This is a genomic window from Spirosoma endbachense, assembly GCF_010233585.1.
In the GTDB taxonomy this organism is placed as follows: Bacteria; Bacteroidota; Bacteroidia; order Cytophagales; family Spirosomataceae; genus Spirosoma; species Spirosoma endbachense.
In genome coordinates this window covers 5,484,810-5,501,514 of sequence record NZ_CP045997.1, presented here as the reverse complement: position 1 = coordinate 5,501,514, position 16,705 = coordinate 5,484,810, and the positions used below count along the sequence as shown (strand labels likewise).

19 protein-coding genes are annotated in these 16,705 nt (G+C 45.6%); 5 read left to right on the top strand and 14 right to left on the bottom strand.

The annotated features are described in order from the left end of the window. Positions 1-135: 135 nt before the first annotated feature. The 6 genes from GJR95_RS22170 to GJR95_RS22145 form a co-directional block, all read right to left on the bottom strand. Positions 136-915 (bottom strand): patatin-like phospholipase family protein, encoded by a 780-nt coding sequence (locus tag GJR95_RS22170; RefSeq protein ID WP_162387936.1) that lies wholly within the window; start codon positions 913-915, stop codon positions 136-138. Between the two features lie 85 nt (positions 916-1,000). After that, positions 1,001-1,837 carry an MBL fold metallo-hydrolase gene (locus tag GJR95_RS22165; protein WP_162387935.1) on the bottom strand — a complete coding sequence of 279 codons (837 nt, stop codon included), beginning with the start codon at positions 1,835-1,837 and terminating at the stop codon, positions 1,001-1,003. 85 nt (positions 1,838-1,922) lie between these two features. Continuing rightward, positions 1,923-2,540, bottom strand: a complete 618-nt coding sequence (locus GJR95_RS22160) for a hypothetical protein (RefSeq protein ID WP_162387934.1) — start codon at positions 2,538-2,540, stop codon at positions 1,923-1,925. Positions 2,541-2,647: 107 nt separating this feature from the next. Continuing rightward, positions 2,648-3,031, bottom strand: coding sequence for a DUF4267 domain-containing protein (locus tag GJR95_RS22155; protein WP_162387933.1), 384 nt, complete (start codon positions 3,029-3,031; stop codon positions 2,648-2,650). Between the two features lie 76 nt (positions 3,032-3,107). Further along, complete coding sequence (locus GJR95_RS22150) at positions 3,108-3,698, bottom strand: Crp/Fnr family transcriptional regulator (RefSeq protein WP_162387932.1); 591 nt, start codon at positions 3,696-3,698, stop codon at positions 3,108-3,110. 386 nt (positions 3,699-4,084) lie between these two features. Further along, positions 4,085-4,453: a nuclear transport factor 2 family protein gene (locus GJR95_RS22145; protein ID WP_162387931.1), complete on the bottom strand. Its 369-nt coding sequence runs from the start codon at positions 4,451-4,453 to the stop codon at positions 4,085-4,087. Positions 4,454-4,737: 284 nt separating this feature from the next. Here GJR95_RS22145 and GJR95_RS22140 point away from each other — a divergent pair, with 284 nt between their 5' ends. Together GJR95_RS22140 and GJR95_RS22135 are read left to right on the top strand one after the other, a co-directional pair. Further along, on the top strand, positions 4,738-5,244 hold the full coding sequence (locus GJR95_RS22140; protein ID WP_162387930.1) for an RNA polymerase sigma factor: 507 nt from the start codon (positions 4,738-4,740) through the stop codon (positions 5,242-5,244). Between the two features lie 5 nt (positions 5,245-5,249). Further along, positions 5,250-5,921, top strand: coding sequence for a hypothetical protein (locus GJR95_RS22135; RefSeq protein WP_162387929.1), 672 nt, complete (start codon positions 5,250-5,252; stop codon positions 5,919-5,921). A 149-nt stretch (positions 5,922-6,070) separates the two neighbouring features. On the opposite strand, the gene GJR95_RS22130 is transcribed toward GJR95_RS22135, so the two are convergent. The 6 genes from GJR95_RS22130 to GJR95_RS22105 all read right to left on the bottom strand — a co-directional run bounded on the left by GJR95_RS22130 (position 6,071) and on the right by GJR95_RS22105 (position 9,383). Beyond that, positions 6,071-6,652 (bottom strand): YdeI/OmpD-associated family protein, encoded by a 582-nt coding sequence (locus tag GJR95_RS22130; RefSeq protein WP_162387928.1) that lies wholly within the window; start codon positions 6,650-6,652, stop codon positions 6,071-6,073. 27 nt (positions 6,653-6,679) lie between these two features. Then, a complete protein-coding gene (locus GJR95_RS22125) occupies positions 6,680-7,255 on the bottom strand; it encodes a DUF4256 domain-containing protein (protein WP_162387927.1) in 576 nt (191 codons plus the stop codon). 79 nt (positions 7,256-7,334) lie between these two features. Then, the gene (locus GJR95_RS22120; RefSeq protein ID WP_162387926.1) at positions 7,335-7,718 is read right to left on the bottom strand and encodes a DoxX family protein; all 384 of its coding nucleotides are present in this window, start codon (positions 7,716-7,718) and stop codon (positions 7,335-7,337) included. Further along, entirely contained in the window at positions 7,702-8,193 is a 492-nt protein-coding gene (locus tag GJR95_RS22115) for an SRPBCC family protein (RefSeq protein WP_162387925.1), read from the bottom strand. The genes GJR95_RS22120 and GJR95_RS22115 overlap by 17 nt, the downstream gene beginning before the upstream one ends. A 6-nt stretch (positions 8,194-8,199) precedes the next feature. Next, positions 8,200-8,523, bottom strand: a complete 324-nt coding sequence (locus tag GJR95_RS22110; RefSeq protein WP_162387924.1) for an ArsR/SmtB family transcription factor — start codon at positions 8,521-8,523, stop codon at positions 8,200-8,202. Between the two features lie 407 nt (positions 8,524-8,930). After that, complete coding sequence (locus tag GJR95_RS22105) at positions 8,931-9,383, bottom strand: hypothetical protein (protein ID WP_162387923.1); 453 nt, start codon at positions 9,381-9,383, stop codon at positions 8,931-8,933. Between the two features lie 578 nt (positions 9,384-9,961). On the opposite strand from GJR95_RS22105, the gene GJR95_RS22100 reads away from it, so the two are divergent. After that, the gene (locus tag GJR95_RS22100; protein ID WP_162387922.1) at positions 9,962-10,948 is read left to right on the top strand and encodes a c-type cytochrome; all 987 of its coding nucleotides are present in this window, start codon (positions 9,962-9,964) and stop codon (positions 10,946-10,948) included. Positions 10,949-11,048: 100 nt separating this feature from the next. Here the strand turns inward: GJR95_RS22100 and GJR95_RS22095 are convergent, their stop codons facing one another. Beyond that, positions 11,049-11,912 (bottom strand): diacylglycerol/lipid kinase family protein, encoded by an 864-nt coding sequence (locus GJR95_RS22095; protein ID WP_162387921.1) that lies wholly within the window; start codon positions 11,910-11,912, stop codon positions 11,049-11,051. A 48-nt stretch (positions 11,913-11,960) separates the two neighbouring features. Between GJR95_RS22095 and GJR95_RS22090 the strand changes: the two genes are divergently transcribed. Both GJR95_RS22090 and GJR95_RS22085 read left to right on the top strand, forming a co-directional pair. Further along, entirely contained in the window at positions 11,961-13,034 is a 1,074-nt protein-coding gene (locus tag GJR95_RS22090; RefSeq protein ID WP_162387920.1) for an App1 family protein, read from the top strand. 1 nt (position 13,035) lies between these two features. Beyond that, a complete protein-coding gene (locus tag GJR95_RS22085; protein ID WP_162387919.1) occupies positions 13,036-15,327 on the top strand; it encodes an FdhF/YdeP family oxidoreductase in 2,292 nt (763 codons plus the stop codon). On the opposite strand, the gene GJR95_RS22080 is transcribed toward GJR95_RS22085, so the two are convergent. Beyond that, positions 15,299-16,636: a sensor histidine kinase gene (locus GJR95_RS22080; RefSeq protein ID WP_162387918.1), complete on the bottom strand. Its 1,338-nt coding sequence runs from the start codon at positions 16,634-16,636 to the stop codon at positions 15,299-15,301. The genes GJR95_RS22085 and GJR95_RS22080 overlap by 29 nt on opposite strands. Positions 16,637-16,705 lie beyond the last annotated feature (69 nt).

Here is a 16,705-nt window from a genome sequence, read left to right as displayed (position 1 = left end):
CCAACAATTGGCACAAAAAAAATATCACATAAGTATTGCGTATGAGCAACTTATTCCAATTGTCATTGGCAGACTATAAACTAAAATCGCCGGACCTATATAGCCCAGCGATTTTATTAGTTAAAAACACTTATACTACGATGTCTCAACGGTGGGTGCCTTAAGGCTTTTCTCGATTTGAGCCGCCATTGATCGGGTGTGTTGATACCCTATTCGAAACAACTCACGTGCTTTACTGATATCTGTTGTCGCATATTGCGCTAACTGGGGCGGCTCAATCAGGATATTACATTTCGCAAATCGATCTTTAGTCTTGCTCTGTACTGCCAGCACTAAACTCCGCTCGATAACACCCCGCATAGACGTAATGGGCTTTCGTGGCCCTAATACATTACAGTGCGATCCAATCAGAAAATCAACTTTATGCTCGATAACATCAACCGGTAGATTATTCAGAACACCCCCATCCACAAACTGCTGTTTATTGATCTGCAACGGCTCGAAAATACCGGGCAAACAGCAGGACGCCAGCACCGGGCGGATTAATTCACCCGTTTCAAAGACAACCTGTTCACCACCGTTCAGATCGACGGCCACTACATGCAGTGGAATTTGCAGCCCTTCAAATGAATCGTGTGGAATGTGTTTTCTATACAAATCAACAATTGGATCGAGACGCAATAATCCCATTCGATTCCAGGTAGGGCGCAGCCGTCGCATAAACGACGACGATTCAATAATCTTCAGGCTCTCATCGGGTGTATATCCATGAGCAAGCATGGCCCCGGTAATAGCCCCGGCACTGGTCCCGGCAATCTGATCGAAGCCAATGCCCATTTCCATCAACGCTTTAATAACACCCAGATGGGCTATACCACGTGCTCCGCCACCCGACAATCCCAAACCAATTTTCATTGTTCATCAATACGGTACGGTTGCATAACGGCAGGATTAAGCTTTTGGTTTGACGCAAACCAGTGCAGCCCGTGAATCGTGAGCGCTATACCAATTCGGCTAACCTACCCTTCTCCCTGATACGGACTCCCTTTTCGGTCATCTCAACCGTAGCGGCTTCAGTTACGGGATCGTGCTCAAAAACCAGAATCCAGTTTTCGGCCGCAGCCTGTTGCAACACACGCGCTTTCTCGTCCATAGTCAGCAATGGGCGTACATCGTAGCTCATGATGTAGGGCAACGGTACATGTCCCGACGACGGAATCAGATCGGCCATATAAGCCACTGTGCGACCCTTCCATTTAATGATCGGTAATGCCATTTTTTCGGTATGCCCATCGACATACAACAGCGAAATATCGGCATATGGAAACGGATTATCGGCCAGAAACGTCAGTTGCCCACTTTCCTGCACAGGTAGTATGTTTTCGCTCAGAAACGACGCCTTTTCACGCGGATTCGGATTAATAGCCCAATTCCAGTGAGAGGGGTGCGTCCAGTAAGTCGCGTTCGAGAAAACAGGACTGAGTTGCCCATCTGTTTGCTTAACAGCGCCACCAACATGATCGAAATGCAGATGAGTAAGCAGCACATCGGTTATATCTGTTTCCGCATACCCAGCCTGATGAATGGATTTGATCAGGCTGGCGTCGCCATGGAGGTCATAATGGCCGAAGAATTTAGCATCCTGTTTGTCGCCGATTCCCGTATCGACCAGCAGAAGCTGATTTCCCTGTTCATAAAGCAGGCATCGCATGGCCCAGGTACAGCGATTTTGTTCATCGGCGGGGTTTAGTTTCTGCCAGAGCGGTTTGGGAACGACGCCAAACATGGCTCCGCCATCGAGTTTAAATAGTCCAGTATCGAGGGTTTGAAGAGTCATAAAAAACGAGCGAGAGTTGACCGGCAAAGGTAAAAATTAGCGTCAACCAGTAGCAGTAACGCTCAAGATTTCAGCCGTAAGCCGTTCATTTTTGTGGCGCGTAGAGATTTGCTTTCTTTATCTGATCAATAATGGTGAATTTTAGAAATCGTTTCTGCGCTTCCGTGGCAATTGGCCGCTCGTTTGCATAGGCACTTTTAAGCGTTAGTGCACTACCCAAAAGGCCTATCGGAGCCAAAGTTAGCCCGAGAAGGAATGCTTTTTCACCAGCAGAAAAACGAATGAATCCTTTATCATCATCGCCATCGATTAACCCAATTAATGCACCCAGTCCTAAACCAATTAAAAGACCCTTCCCTGCGTACCCTTTCCGGTGCAGCGTCAGCCGGCTGATTTCTGCGTAGCGATAGGTTCGCAGGGATAAAACAGTCATTAGTGAATCGGTGGCAGGCATTGATCCGCCATGCTGATTCATCACAGTTTTAAGGGTTGGCTTCAAGTTCTGGTTGGGAGCCAGCACAATTGTCGAGTCGGTTAAATCGAACAGAACCCCCGATTGCACTGGCAACCCCTTCATTGTAAAGCGAATTTTGACAATGTACTGACGAAGATTGGGATACAAAGCCGAATAATCGGCCTGGCCATAAACCCGACTAGCCCCTAACAGCAACCCACCTATCACAAAATAGACGTATATTTTCATAAGTAGGTGTAGATAGTCGAAATTAACAACATACTGGCGCCCAGCATTATAAACTCTGGTAACCAGCTACTTAGTCGCGCAAGTAAATATACACGAAAACACTTGGACTAGCTTTTCCGAAACAGAAAGTAGCTAAAGATCCACGACGCTACGGCTGTTAAGCCATGAATCCATTCTGTTCCCGGAACAGCATCTGGGGCATTCAGCACAACGAGCATGTCAACCACGGGAATTAACGATCCAACCAGCACTGCCAGAGCCAGTGGTTTTCGCCAGTTGGCAATCGTAAAACTGGTTAAGAGCAATCCCGTAAAAAAGTCACGAATACCTTTGATAAAGTGAAAGGCATAAGTCGGCTGGTTGTAAATGAGACCAAAGCCCCGTTCGGCAGCCTCGGGAAGCACCAGAAACCGGATGCCAATAAAAAGTAAAGCGATCCCGAAAAAATAACCTGCGATTTTAGCCCATAAAGGCAGTTTTTCTGTTTGCATTGTCGTGTTTGGTTTGTTTGACAATGCAAAGGTCAGGCACGGCCACAACGCCCGCATTCACCTATGTGAATATCGTTCAATAGTGCTTACCGGCCCGTTGCGCCCGGATTCGGCTCAGCGATTGTGGTTTCACGCCAATATAAGAGGCCACTATATACTGAGGAAGCCGGTCGATTAAATTCGGGAAAAGGCGGATAAAACTATCGTATCGTTCATCGGCGGTTTCGCGATAAAAGGCGGTCAGTTTCTGAAGCATGACCACAAATAAATGTTCAGCTATCAATCGCCCGAATTGCTGTCCATGCTGTAGTCTTTTGTAGAGTTCCTGAAGATTATCGTAGCTGATACGAAGCATGGTTGTGGGTTCAACCGCCTGAATGTAGCGTGTCGAAGGTGTTTGCGGCAGGAAGCTTTCGTAATTGCAGGTAAACGTCTGTTCGGTCGAAAAATCGTAGGTATGCTCATCACCATCGTCGAGCAGGTAGTATCGCAATAAACCTGTAGTGACAAAACCGACATACCGGCAAACTTCACCAGCCGTCAAAAAGAAATCATTCGGCTCCAGCCGATAGGGTTCAAACAACTGATCAATAACCGCTTCGTCGCTATCCGTAACCGGAACAAAGTGGCGAATAGCATTCATTAATACTGTCTTATCGGCGGTCATATAACCAGAAGTTACGGCACAGCAGACTTTCCGCTGCCTGCTCTATTACTACAATCGAGCTACATCCTAAACCACTCTCTCAAACTGGCAGGTCGTCGATCAAGGCAGCTATAATAGACCGCCAGCAGGCTATTTACCAGCAAACCCGTTGACGCGATGGCTACTCTCCCTCTGAGGCCAGGCGCGTTAATGAGTATACCAAACGTAACTATCCAAATGATTACCATCGAGATAGTAATGAGGATTTTCTTACCTTTTTTCATACTCATTATCTTTATTATTCAGGATTGCTCTCATGCGCTGGCTAGCAAGTTATGAATTTAGGCCTTTCAACGCTTTCCAGATTTTCGTAGCTCTATCAATTACATACGCACAAGTTAAATAAACTAGCTGGCAGCGCTGATATGGGCAGCAATAATTTGCCAGTTACCAGTCTGCTTACTCCAAACGCGAGTATAGCGGTAAAGACCTTCGAAAGCCTGATCCTGAATGAAGCCTTGCATGGCCATTAGCGCAAAGACAACAGCTGCTTCCGGCAAGATTTTTACTATTATCTCCTGAGGCACCATGGCCTTTATACGAACTATACCGGTACGGTGAGCTGCCAGATCATCGGCCTTACCGACCAGTTTGCCGTCTGGGCCAGTAACCAGAAGCTCATCCGATAAAAGAGCGTCAAGTTCCTTGATGTCGCTGTTAAGCATTGCTTCACGTAGCCTTTGTTCAACGAATTGAATTTCTTCTAATGCGCTCATTGCCTGATACCGTTAATTGTCTCACACAAAGGAAGGCTCATTTGTCCTGAATCGTAGTCGGTTTGGCTTGGTATTTAGTCGATAAAACTGAGTGCTTTTCTGGAATCTATCTGTCTGACTATACGCCTGATATAGATTATTTTCATCCTGACTGTGATATAATTAACCTTCATGCGAATAATTAAGGTAGAAATCCGATATGAGTAATCAATAAGTTGACCTGAAGGGCGGGTGTCTCCAGCTCAGACGAGAAAAAAAGATGAAGAAACGAATCCACAAAGCGAATGATCTTGGCTAAACAGGACCGGTTTCTTTCGGTCATAGAAACCAACAAAGGCATTATTTACAAGGTTGCCAACGCCTATTGCAAAGATGGAGAGAATCGAAAAGACCTGGTACAGGAAATTATAGTGCAGTTATGGCAGTCTTTTGACCAGTATAACGAACAGTTTAAGCACTCAACCTGGATTTATCGGGTAGCGCTGAACGTAGCCATATCCTTTTATCGAAAGGATACCCGCAGGCAGGCGATTGCACTACCCATGTCAGATGATAGCTTGCTAACGCTCAACGAAGCCGAGCCGGATGACACTGAAGGTAATATCGACTTATTACAGCGATTTTTAGGCGAACTCAACGAGTTGGATAGGGCCCTGATGCTCCTCTATCTGGAAGAAAGGAGTCATCAGCAGATCGCCGAAATTCTGGGGCTTTCTTCATCGAATGTAGCCACAAAAATCAGTCGAATTAAAGAACAACTAAAGCGCAAATTTTCAACCATAAAAGCATAACGAACATGGAAGATAGAGACCTTGTAGCCCTCTGGAAATCTTACGATAAAAAACTGGAAGAAAACCTGCTGCTAAACAGAAAAAACCTGGAAGCTATAACCAGCATCAAAATTCAGTCATTTTTAGCCTCGATGAAGCCAATGAAAATCTTTACCATAATCGTTGGCATTTTATGGGTTGGAGTTGTTGATGTTTTACTGATCAATCTGTTTACTATCGCCAGTCCATTTTTTCTCATTTCAGCAGGCATTCAGGTGCTTCTTACTAAACTGGCCATTGGAATTTACGCCTATCAGCTAATCCTCATCCAGCTTGTCGATATAAATGAGCCGATTGTAGCCGTTCAGGAGAAAATAGCCCAACTAAAATCATCAACAATTTGGGTTACGCGCTTCCTTTTTCTTCAGCTTCCGGTGTGGACTACGTTTTATTGGACTGAAAGCATGTGGAAAAATGGCAATATTGTATTGTACCTGATTCAGGCTATTATAACGGGTAGTTTCGCATTTCTCGCCGTTTGGCTTTTCCGTAATATCAACTATGCGAATAGCGAAAAAAAATGGTTCAGATTAATTTTTTCTGGCAAAGAATGGGACCCGTTAATCAAATCCATGGATCTGCTGAGTCAGATAAACGACTATAAAAATGAGACGAAAAACGAAAATGCCAGCTTGTGATATCAGGTTAGATGACTCATGCCGATAGTAAAGCAGCTGATGTGGTGTCGGTTTCTCAAAACCGACACCACATCAGCTGCTTTACTATCGAATACAAGGATCAAGAACTACGGTAATTTAAAGTCCGATTCACTTATTTCCTCATCGAATTACTCATCATTTAAGCCTTTTCCATTGAGAATTTGCGGCATGCATTTTTCAACTCTTGACTCTCGGGTTTGGGCTTGTTTGGCCTGCGAAAAATAAAGCAGATATGCTCGTTGACGTCCTGGCGTCAATGCATCAAAAGCAGTTTTCAAGGCAGGATTTGTTGCCAGTTTATTTTGAAATTCTTCGGCAATTGCGAATTCAGCACTCTTTTTAAATTTCACCGTCAAACCCGCTTTTTCCACTTCAATGGCCTCATAAATATAGGCTTTCAAGAGGGGTTTCAGCTGAACTATTTCCCGAACATTGGTGAACCGGATCTGGCGCCCCGCCTGCACATTCTCCGATTGCTGGACTAAAATACCATCGGCATTCTGTAACAAAGCCCCTTTGAAAAACAGAAGCGCACAATATCCCTTAAACACATGTATTAAAACGATGTTACTTTTCTGAAACGTGTAACAAGGTGATCCCCACTTCACTACTTCGATTAGCCCACAGTCAAGAACAAGCTCTCTCAATTGCTCCCGTTCTTTCTGCCACGTTTGGGCTTTACTAAAATAAAAATCAACCTCATGATTCATTTTGCCTTTGTTATTGAGTTGCAAAATTTACACCCGTAGCGATCCACGGAACGCTCTGGCAGCATAGTAAGATTCTGCACCGTTGTGATACAGGAACACATTGCCGTAGCGTCGATCACAAAATAATGCGCCACCGAGTTTTCTAATATCCGCAGGTGTTACCACCCAGCTCGACGTCTTCAAATCGAAATTGCCCAGTTTCTGTAACTCCCGGTATTGCTCTTCCGTTAAAAGCTCAATGCCCATATCGGCGGCCATATTGATCGCGCTATCTTCTGGTTTATGTTCTTTTCTTGCCTCCAGTGCTTCATGATCGTAACACACACTTCGGCGACCCTTAGGAGTTTCGGCTGAACAATCGTAAAAAATGTATTCGCCTGTCTTTTTATCAAGACCAACAACATCCGGTTCACCGCCAGTTCTTTCCATTTCATTGAGCGACCACAGTTTTTCACTAGTAGCTTCCAGCTTTGCCTGAACGTTAGCCCATTCAAGACCTTTATGCCGGTTCATGTTTTTTTCGAATCGGGCTTTCAACGTGCTGATTAGTTCTTCACATTGTTCTTCTGATAACTCCATTTGATTGCTATTAATGTCGTTCATAATTTCACCTTTGTTGTTCAAATAATTATGCAATTAGTCTGAAATGATTTCAAATTAATTATAGAAATCGTTCATCCATTTATTGATAAACTGGGGTGATTTTCCGATCCGCAGGTCTGAAATACCACGACACTACCGTCAGGGTTAGCAATAACAACGGGGGGAATAGTTTATTCATGGAATTCCCCGAGATGATATGTGAAAATAACGCTCCCGACATGCTAAAGAAAAACCCAGCATAAGCCCATTCCTTGAGTAAAGCGAATTTAGGAATAAGCACGGCCACAACGCCCAAAATTTTCCAGACACCGATTATTGGCAAAAAATAGATAGGGTAGCCTAAATGCGTCATTTTATCTACTTCCTCATCCATTTTTAATAACTGCACTAGTCCGGTTGATGTCATTCCCAAGGCAAGCCAGAGGGTGGAAATCCAATAGATGATTTTATTTCTCTTTGTCATTCTGTGTTATTGTTAAGTTGCTTACAACGTCCTGTAATCGGTTATGAGCCATATTTATGCCTTGAGCAAAGGGTAATTGCAGTAGTTGGTCTCTGAGTGCGACCGTTTTATAGACAACATGTATCGTGAGTTTGCTGGTATCGTCAGTGAGTTTTTCGAATTCCAGAAATTCAAGTTGAGCAGGAAAAGGCGTATTCTCCATTTCGAATGTCCGCGTGATTTTCTGGTTCGGGCTAAACTCGTGGATCACCCCATTAGCGCGAAATACTATGTTTCCCTGCGCATCGGTTGTTTCAAATTGCCAGCTTCCGTGCTTTTTATTGTCAAGTTTCAGCACTTTTGTCCCCATCCATTGCTCGACAATTTCGGGCTCAACATACGCTCTAAATAGTAATTCCAATGGTAAATTAAATTCCCTTGTAATTACTATTTCCTGTTTGCCATCTTCGGCATCTATTTTTGTTTTTCTCGCCATAGTATTCTATTCTTTCGTTTTGTATTTTCCCATTACTGCTTCCAGTTTATTAAACCGATCATCCCACATCTTTTGGAATGGCTCAATAAAATCTGCTATTTCTTTTATCTTTTTCGGATTAAAGTGATAGTAAATTTCTCTGCCGTTTTGCTCTTGTTCGAGCAATTCGCACTCAGTAAGAATTTGCAGGTGTTTTGACACTGTCGGTCTTGCCGTGTCAAAGTTTGAGGCTATTGCGCCTGCTGTCATGGATTGCGAAGCAACCAACAAAAGGATAGCCCTTCTTGTCGGGTCTGCTATGGCCTGGAATACATCTCGTCTTAAATTCATTGCGTAGCTATTTGACTACAAATATAAGCGTAGCCATTTAACTACGCAAATTTTTCTGCGATTTTTCTAATGAAAATTTGCGTACTATTAGCAGCAAATATTGTTGATTATCAAGACATTATAACATGACTGCCATTAGAGCGCTTAGTCTACGTTTGAGCCGTGATTCGATGCCCCGTGGCTCAAGGAAGAGAGGCCGATTGTGGTTCGGCAGTAGCAGGTTCGAATCTCAATGGTTGACCATTTAAACAAATAAGCCGGTAAGGTCTCTCCTACCGGCTTCCATTAGTTCGTGAATAAGTGTGTTACGTTTTGCGCTCCCTGACCAGATCCGGCTATAATTGCCGAACAGCACGTCCTAAGCCACTGATGATCAGACCTATTATCGTCGCCTGCGATTGACGACGTTAGTCCGTAACTCGTTTATATTTTTCAATAATAATGCGATCAATACCAAGTTTATCAACCTTTTCAACGCCTTTTTGAACCAGCGTATCCCCGGCAATTTTTACCACAAACTGGAATTTATTATTTTCCCATGCTTTATCACTAAAGTACTCTAAATGCTCCGTGTAAACACTGTCGACTAATGTATATTTCCCTCCTCCAGCAGTGAACTCACCAGCCGTAGAATCTTTACCTGGACTTATAGCGTGATTTAAGAAAGCGAAGTGCGTCGCATTAATGATTTTAATCATTTTGTGCTTCGGGTCAAACGTAGAAAACGTTGTATCTTTTTCTGTAGTCGTTGCCGAAACTAACTCCCAGGTTCCTACAATGGGTGTGGGCGTTTGCTTCGTATTACAAGCATATAAGGTAGCCATTGCCCCAATCAAACTAAGTACAATTCTGACTTTCATGGTGTTAACTTTCTGATAACTATAAAAAGGTGGGTCATTTCAGGATTTAGCACGAATCCAATTAACAAAGCAAAAGTGTACTGCATTCTCCGCGCTTCAAGTCGAAAAAGTCAAAATACGGGCCTATAAATCTGTAGGGATTTCCCTTGCTGAATCATTGACTAGGCACACAAATGCCTAATCTGTCACGCAAAGGTGCATTTTTTATCGGCATAGGAACTCGATCGATTTTTTATCTTTTCTATTAAGCATTGACTCGTTGCTGTGTGATTCAATCCGTCAAATTGCGGAGATGGTTACCCTCTTCGACTCCATTTAGCAAGTATTGACGTGAGGTCAGGTTCTAAACCTGGCCTCTTCGAGGACACTCCGCTGTGTCGGTTTTGAGAAACCGACACCACATCACCACTGTACCTATCTCAGACACTGATTTATGCGTCCGTTTTAAGGTAGATTTTTTTCGTTTTGTCAGCCTTTCGTGTCGTTTCACCCTAAATAGCACTTGTCCAACGAGTCTCGGTCATGAATTTCGGGCAGTAAACAACTGCTCCGGCATCGAACAATACGATTGACATCTTGTGAAAACGGCTAAAAAAATTTTTAAACGAATCGGGCAGGGATTCGGTTTGGTCCTGCTCCTGGTTGCTGGTTTCTGCGCATACGTCGCGATAACCCCACCCCGCACTTATGATCCACCCGTTGCGCCCACCATTCAGGTCGAATCGACAGAAGCCAGGATTCAGCGTGGGGAAGTTATCGCCCATTTGCAATGCATTAGTTGCCACGCTGATAATAACAATCGTCTGACCGGCAAACGACTGGATGAGTTACCCGCTATTTTCGGGAAGGTTTATTCACGCAATATCACCAAGGACAAGGAAAAAGGCATAGGCAACTGGACAGACGGCCAGCTTATCTATTTTTTACGAACAGGAATCCGGCCTAATGGTACAACTGCTTTCATGCCTCAGTACAACCTGATGGCCGACGAAGATATGAAATCAGTGGTGGCCTGGTTGCGGTCAGACCGGTTTCCGGTACAAGCCTCTAAAACGGAAGCTCCGCCTGCTGAATATAGTTTTGTAGCCAAAATGTTGGCCTGGACAATCCTTCAACCGGGCGATTTTCCGAACCACTCCATCCCGATGCCCGACAGTACAAAACCGGTGGCTGTTGGCCGCTATGTAGCAACAGCCGTTGCCGATTGTTATGGCTGTCACTCGGCCGATTATTTAGACCTCGATAAGGTACATCCAGAACGTACGAAGGGGTATTTTGCCGGAGGCAGCAAATTTACCGATGAGGCAGGAAAAACGATATTTTCAGCCAATCTGACGTTCGATGAGCAGACCGGAATTGGCAAAAAATACACGAAAGAACAGTTTATTCGAGCCGTAAAAACCGGTGTTCGGCCCGATGGAAGCGTATTTCGCTATCCTATGGTGCCCCGCCCCTCATTAAGCGACCGTGAAATAGCAGCCATCTATGACTATTTAAAAACCATTCCCCGGCTAAATAATAACATAGCGCAGAAGCAGGCCGAAGTCCAGCTGGCGGAAAAGTAAAGCCAATGATTTGATTGGCTACAAAATGCCGTGTATAGCATAGTAAGTTTAAGCCCAGCAGCATCGTGCTATTAGGCCTGAACTTATTACGCTAACGTTTTTATTCCGGTACAATCAACGTCAGCACGCCCGGCCGGATTTCAGCTTTCAGTTCGGTTATCCGGCCAATGTACTCACCATCGATCTGAAAATAGGCTTTTCGATGGGTTGCAATGGTTATGGATGTAGCCGGTAAGATTTCAATCTTTTTCGGATCGAAAGGCTGATACCGCCAGAACAATTTCAGGATTTCCCAGAAGGATAAACGTCGAAAAATGACGACCTCAAACTGCCCATCGAAGGGGTCGCCATCGGGATTAATAACGGCTCCCGTACCATACATGCGTGCATTGGCCAGCACAATCATGAAAGCCGCCCGCGAAATACATTCATCGCCGAGGTTAATTTCAACCCGAAGCAATCGGCGTTTTTGCAATACATTTACAACCCCACGAAGGTAGCCGAGCTTGCCGCGAAGATTATATTGCTGATAATGTTTAACCAATTGGGCATTCAGGCCGATATCAGCCAGATGCAGACAGATATCACCGTTCACGGCAATAACGTCGGTCGGTTTCAGCACTCCGTTAATGAGTACATTGAGGCCCCCTTCAATATTGGGCGGAATACCAAGCTCACGGGCCATTCCATTGGCCGATCCCGCGGGCAAAACGCCCAGCGGAATTGTTGTTCCCAGTAATTGTTCGGCCACGAATTTAATCGTCCCGTCGCCACCCACTGCAACCACACGATCAGGCTTTAGCTGATTAAGTTTCTGACGTAATCTGTCTTCATCGGTTTTGCCATCGAGGTATAAAAGCTCAGCATCGTGGGATGAATTCGTGAAGTAATTATTAATACCAGTTTCCCAGTCCGTTTTGGCTTTGCCACCAGAAACTGGATTAATTGCGAATAAAAAGACCAACTTCTGAGCAGATTACAGGTTATATGTGGCGTGTATCACTGATACGTTATGAACAGGAAGCGACATCCAGTAAGTAGTAAACAAAATTTAAGCCTGAAGGGTAAGATAAATCGGCAATTCTTAACCTGGCTCCGGCTATCCGATCAACCCATTGTGAAGATTTATCGTGGTTTCGGTAATGATCACAAGTTAATGATTCACGGCCAGGTATTTCGGCGGAGTGCCATCCCCCGAAAAAAATTCAGGGATAGCCCGCTGGTAAATCTCCTGGCAGTCATCCGGTTATTTCTGGTAAAACCATATCCCAGGGCAACCATTCGGGTTCATTATGGTGAGCAGACGGCCCAGACACAAACGGATCCCGATGGCTATTTCAGGCTCGACCTGCCCTTGCAGCAACCACTATCGCCCGGCTGGCACTCAGTTCGGGCAGAATTGCTGTCACAAATGATTTCGCCCGAAACAGTCCTGGCCGAAGGTGATGGCAAAGTTCTGATTCCACATCCTACCCGTTTCATCTGTATCTCCGACATCGACGATACGTTTCTGATTTCACATTCAGCCACCATCACCAAGCGGTTGATGGTACTTCTGACCGAAAATGCACACAGCCGGGAGCCTTTTGAGGGAGTTGTTGCTCATTATCAATTATTAAGTGAAGCCGCTAGTGGCCCTGGCGTCACAAACCCATTTTTTTATGTGTCGAGCAGTGAATGGAATCTGTACGATTACATTCTGGAGTTTTCCCGAAAAAACGGCCTGCCCGAAGGAGTTTATCTATTGAGCCAGCTAAAGCAATTAGCGCAGGTTTTACAAACTGGCAAAACCAAACACCTGACAAAATTTGAACGAATTGTTCGAATTATTGAAACATATCCGGTTCAACAGTTTATTTTACTGGGAGATGATTCGCAGCAGGACCCGGTAATTTATGAGTCGATCGTAAGGCATTTTCCGGCGCAGATTCGTTGTGTATATATCCGGCGGATTCACCCTAAAAAACAGCCTCAGACACTGGCTCTTGTCGATAAGATTGAAGCGATGGGTGTGTCATGCTGCTATTTTTCTAACAGTAACGAAGCGCATCAGCATTCCGTAAAAATTGGGTTAGTTGCCTCCTAATATGAACCAGAACACGCCCCCCGAAGACCTCACCGGTGATCTCGAAATCGGAAAACCTTATACGGAAGCGGCAGGCATACCGGCTGTCGTTAAATCGTTTGAACATATTCTGCATGGCACAGGGTTGGCTCGCGGCTGGAAAGCCCTTGTTAACCTGAACCAGAAGGATGGATTCGATTGCCCATCCTGCGCCTGGCCCGACCCCGACGGTCAGCGGTCCAGCGTGGCCGAGTATTGCGAAAGTGGCGCCAAAGCGGTTGCCGATGAGGTAATGACCAAACATACGGCCTCGCCTGTGCTGTTTCAACGGTACTCGGTGAATGAGTTGCTCGAAAAAAATGACCTCTGGCTGGGGCAACAGGGCCGATTAACCCAGCCCTTGATTCTCCGTCCGGGAGCGACTCATTATACCCCAGTTAGCTGGACAGATGCTTTTCAGCTAATTGGTAATCAGCTCAATGCGCTCGATTCTCCCGACGAAGCTATTTTCTATACATCGGGCCGCACCAGCAACGAAGCAGCATTTCTCTACCAGTTATTTGTTCGGATGTTTGGCACCAACAATATGCCCGACTGTTCGAACATGTGCCACGAATCGACCAGTGTAGCCCTGGCCGAAACACTTGGTCTGGGAAAGGCATCGGTCAAATACGAGGATTATGAGAAGGCCGATGTCATTATGATAATCGGCCAGAATCCGGGCACCAATGCCCCCCGGATGCTCACCCCGCTGGAACAGGCAAAACGAAACGGATGCAAAATCATCGCCGTCAATCCGTTGCATGAGGCAGGTCTGTTAGCGTTCAAATACCCGCAAAGCGTTCGGGATGTGCTATTTGGCGGAGAAAAATTAACCGATCTGTTCCTTCAGGTACGCATCAACTCCGATCTCGCCCTGATGAAGGCCATGTGCAAAATTCTGCTGGAAGAAGAGAAAGCGGCACCCGGAAAAGTACTGGATCAGAATTTTATTAATCAGTATACGGCGGGCTATGACGCGTTCATCAAGAGTCTGGATCAGTTCAATTTGAACGAGTTGGCCGCCCAGTGTGGCCTATCCGTCAGTCAGATTCAGGAAGCGGTCGATTTATTCAAATATACGCCAAAGCTGATCATCTGCTGGGCAATGGGGCTGACCCAGCATCGCAACGCTGTCGATACGATCAATGAGGTAATTAACTTGCTGTTATTGAAGGGTAGCATTGGTATCGAAGGCGGTGGTGCCAGCCCGATTCGGGGCCATAGTAATGTTCAGGGCGACCGTACGATGGGTATTTGGGAAAAGCCCAAACCCGAATTTTTAGACTCGCTAAAGCGGGTTTTCAACTTTGAACCACCTCGTCAAGATGGGTATGATACGGTTGCCGCTGTTCAGGCCATGCATGAAGGAAAAGCAAAAGTATTTTTTGGTATGGGCGGAAACTTCTCGATGGCCGTATCAGACACTAACTATACGGCCGAAGCCCTGAAAAAATGTAAGCTAACGGTTCATGTTTCAACTAAGCTGAACCGCAGTCACTTGATTCATGGCGAAACGGCCCTGATTCTTCCCTGCCTTGGTCGCACCGACCGCGATATGCAGGCAACCGGCGAGCAATTTATTAGCTGTGAGAGTACAACCGGGGTGGTAGCGCAGTCGCACGGGGTGCTTGATCCGATTTCGACCCATCTAAAAAGCGAAGTAGCGATTGTGGCCGAATTGGCGAAAGCAACACTAAACGGCAAATCAACCATAGATTGGGACGGCCTTGCGGCCAATTATGACCGCATTCGCGACCTCATCGAGCAGACCATTCCAGGTTTCGACAAGTATAACGAGCAGGTTCGCAAACCGGGTGGTTTTTATATTCCAAATGGGCCACGAGTCCGGACGTTTAAGACAAAAGACGGTAAAGCGCATTTCACGATCAATACACCCACGCAGCACGAGCTACAACCCGGCGAACTGCTGTTGATGACCGTGCGCAGCCATGACCAGTTCAATACGACCGTATACGGCAACGACGACCGTTACCGGGGCATTTATAACGAACGGCGGGTACTCTTTATGAATTCCGACGATATTGCCAACTTAGGTTTACAGGAAAAACAGGTTGTGGATCTGAACAGTCATTATGGCGGTCAACAGCGGACAGCTCATCGTTTTATCGTTGTTCCCTACAACATTCCACGTGGCTGCACAGCGGCTTACTTTCCCGAAACTAACGTATTGATCCCGATCGATTCAGTAGCCGAAAAGAGCCATACACCAACGTCAAAATCAATTATTGTGACCGTAACTCCAACGAACTGATCAACGACAGGGTGACCACAAACTGCCCATCTGCTTCCTGAATAATCGGCACCGGTTGGCCAAGCATCTGGTATTTAGCAAGAATATTGCTCAGCCCTACACCATTGGAGGCTACGCGTATTGTTTTACGCTGAATGTTATTGCGCACCGAAAGTTGAGCCTGTTTGTCAGTAGCAATTACGATAACGAGTGGCTGATCGGGCAGTACGATATTGTGTTTTACGGCATTTTCGACCAGTAATTGGAGTGTCAATGGAGGGAGCTGGTAAGTCTGATACACTTCATCAACCTGTACCGAGAGTTGCAATCCGCTACCGTGTCGGGTTTTGAGTAAGTTAAAATATGACTGAATAAACGCCAGTTCACTGGCCAGATCGGTCAGTTGCTCCTTATTGGAACGAAGGAGGTAGCGATAAACCGTGCTCAATTCTTCCAGAAAGACACGAGCCTGCTCCGGGTCATCGTCGATAAGCGAATCAAGGACATTCAGGCTGTTGAACAGAAAATGTGGATTTACCTGTACCTGCAAGGCCCGGATATGGACTTCCGTGTTTTCCTGCTCCAGGCGCTGGACCGACAACTCGGCTTCGAGGTGTTCGCGACGACGTTGTTCACGCTCACGAGCCAGTTCCTGCTCCATAACGGCATGCCGAATAGCTATCTGGCGTTGTCCATAGCTCAGTCCCAGCGAAAAACAGATCAATTCCAATACAACACCAAGCTGCAAATAGGCCAGCGAAATGGTCCAGAACGGTCCCGTAAGATCATCAACGGGTTTGATCAATGAGAATGCCTGGCTAATGAGCGAACCGATCTGGATGAACAGCGTTCCGGCTACAAAATAACGAGAAACGATATCCTTCAATTTCAGCAGTTCATAGATGGCGTAAAAGCCAGCCATCGCCAGAAGAGCCCGTATGATCGAAAAAGCAGCCTCATAAATAGCGGGGTGCCAATCAGCTAGCACGAAGCATATAACAGCCTGAAAACCAATATAAACCAGAAGGCATTTTTTAATATATTCAAACAACCTGTACAGTGAAGGTAACCGTTGCCGAATGTTGAGAAAGGCATCTCCAAAGTCAAAATAAATGTAAAAGGCAATCATCGATGACGTAGCTCGTACAAAATATGATGCCTGTATTGGAAGCCAATCGCCAAACGTCTGCACTCGTAAAAACCACGCCAGCATATACAGGGTGTATAACCCATAAATGCGCGTTCTGTACGTAATCCATTGGATAATGTTCAGCAGTAAAATGGATGCAACCATTCCGGCAAAAACATAACCCCAAATGTCAAAGGTCATAAAATTACCTTGCTAGATAGTACCCCATTAAACGCTTCCCGCTCTGGCCTGCAACGGCACTTTATTCTA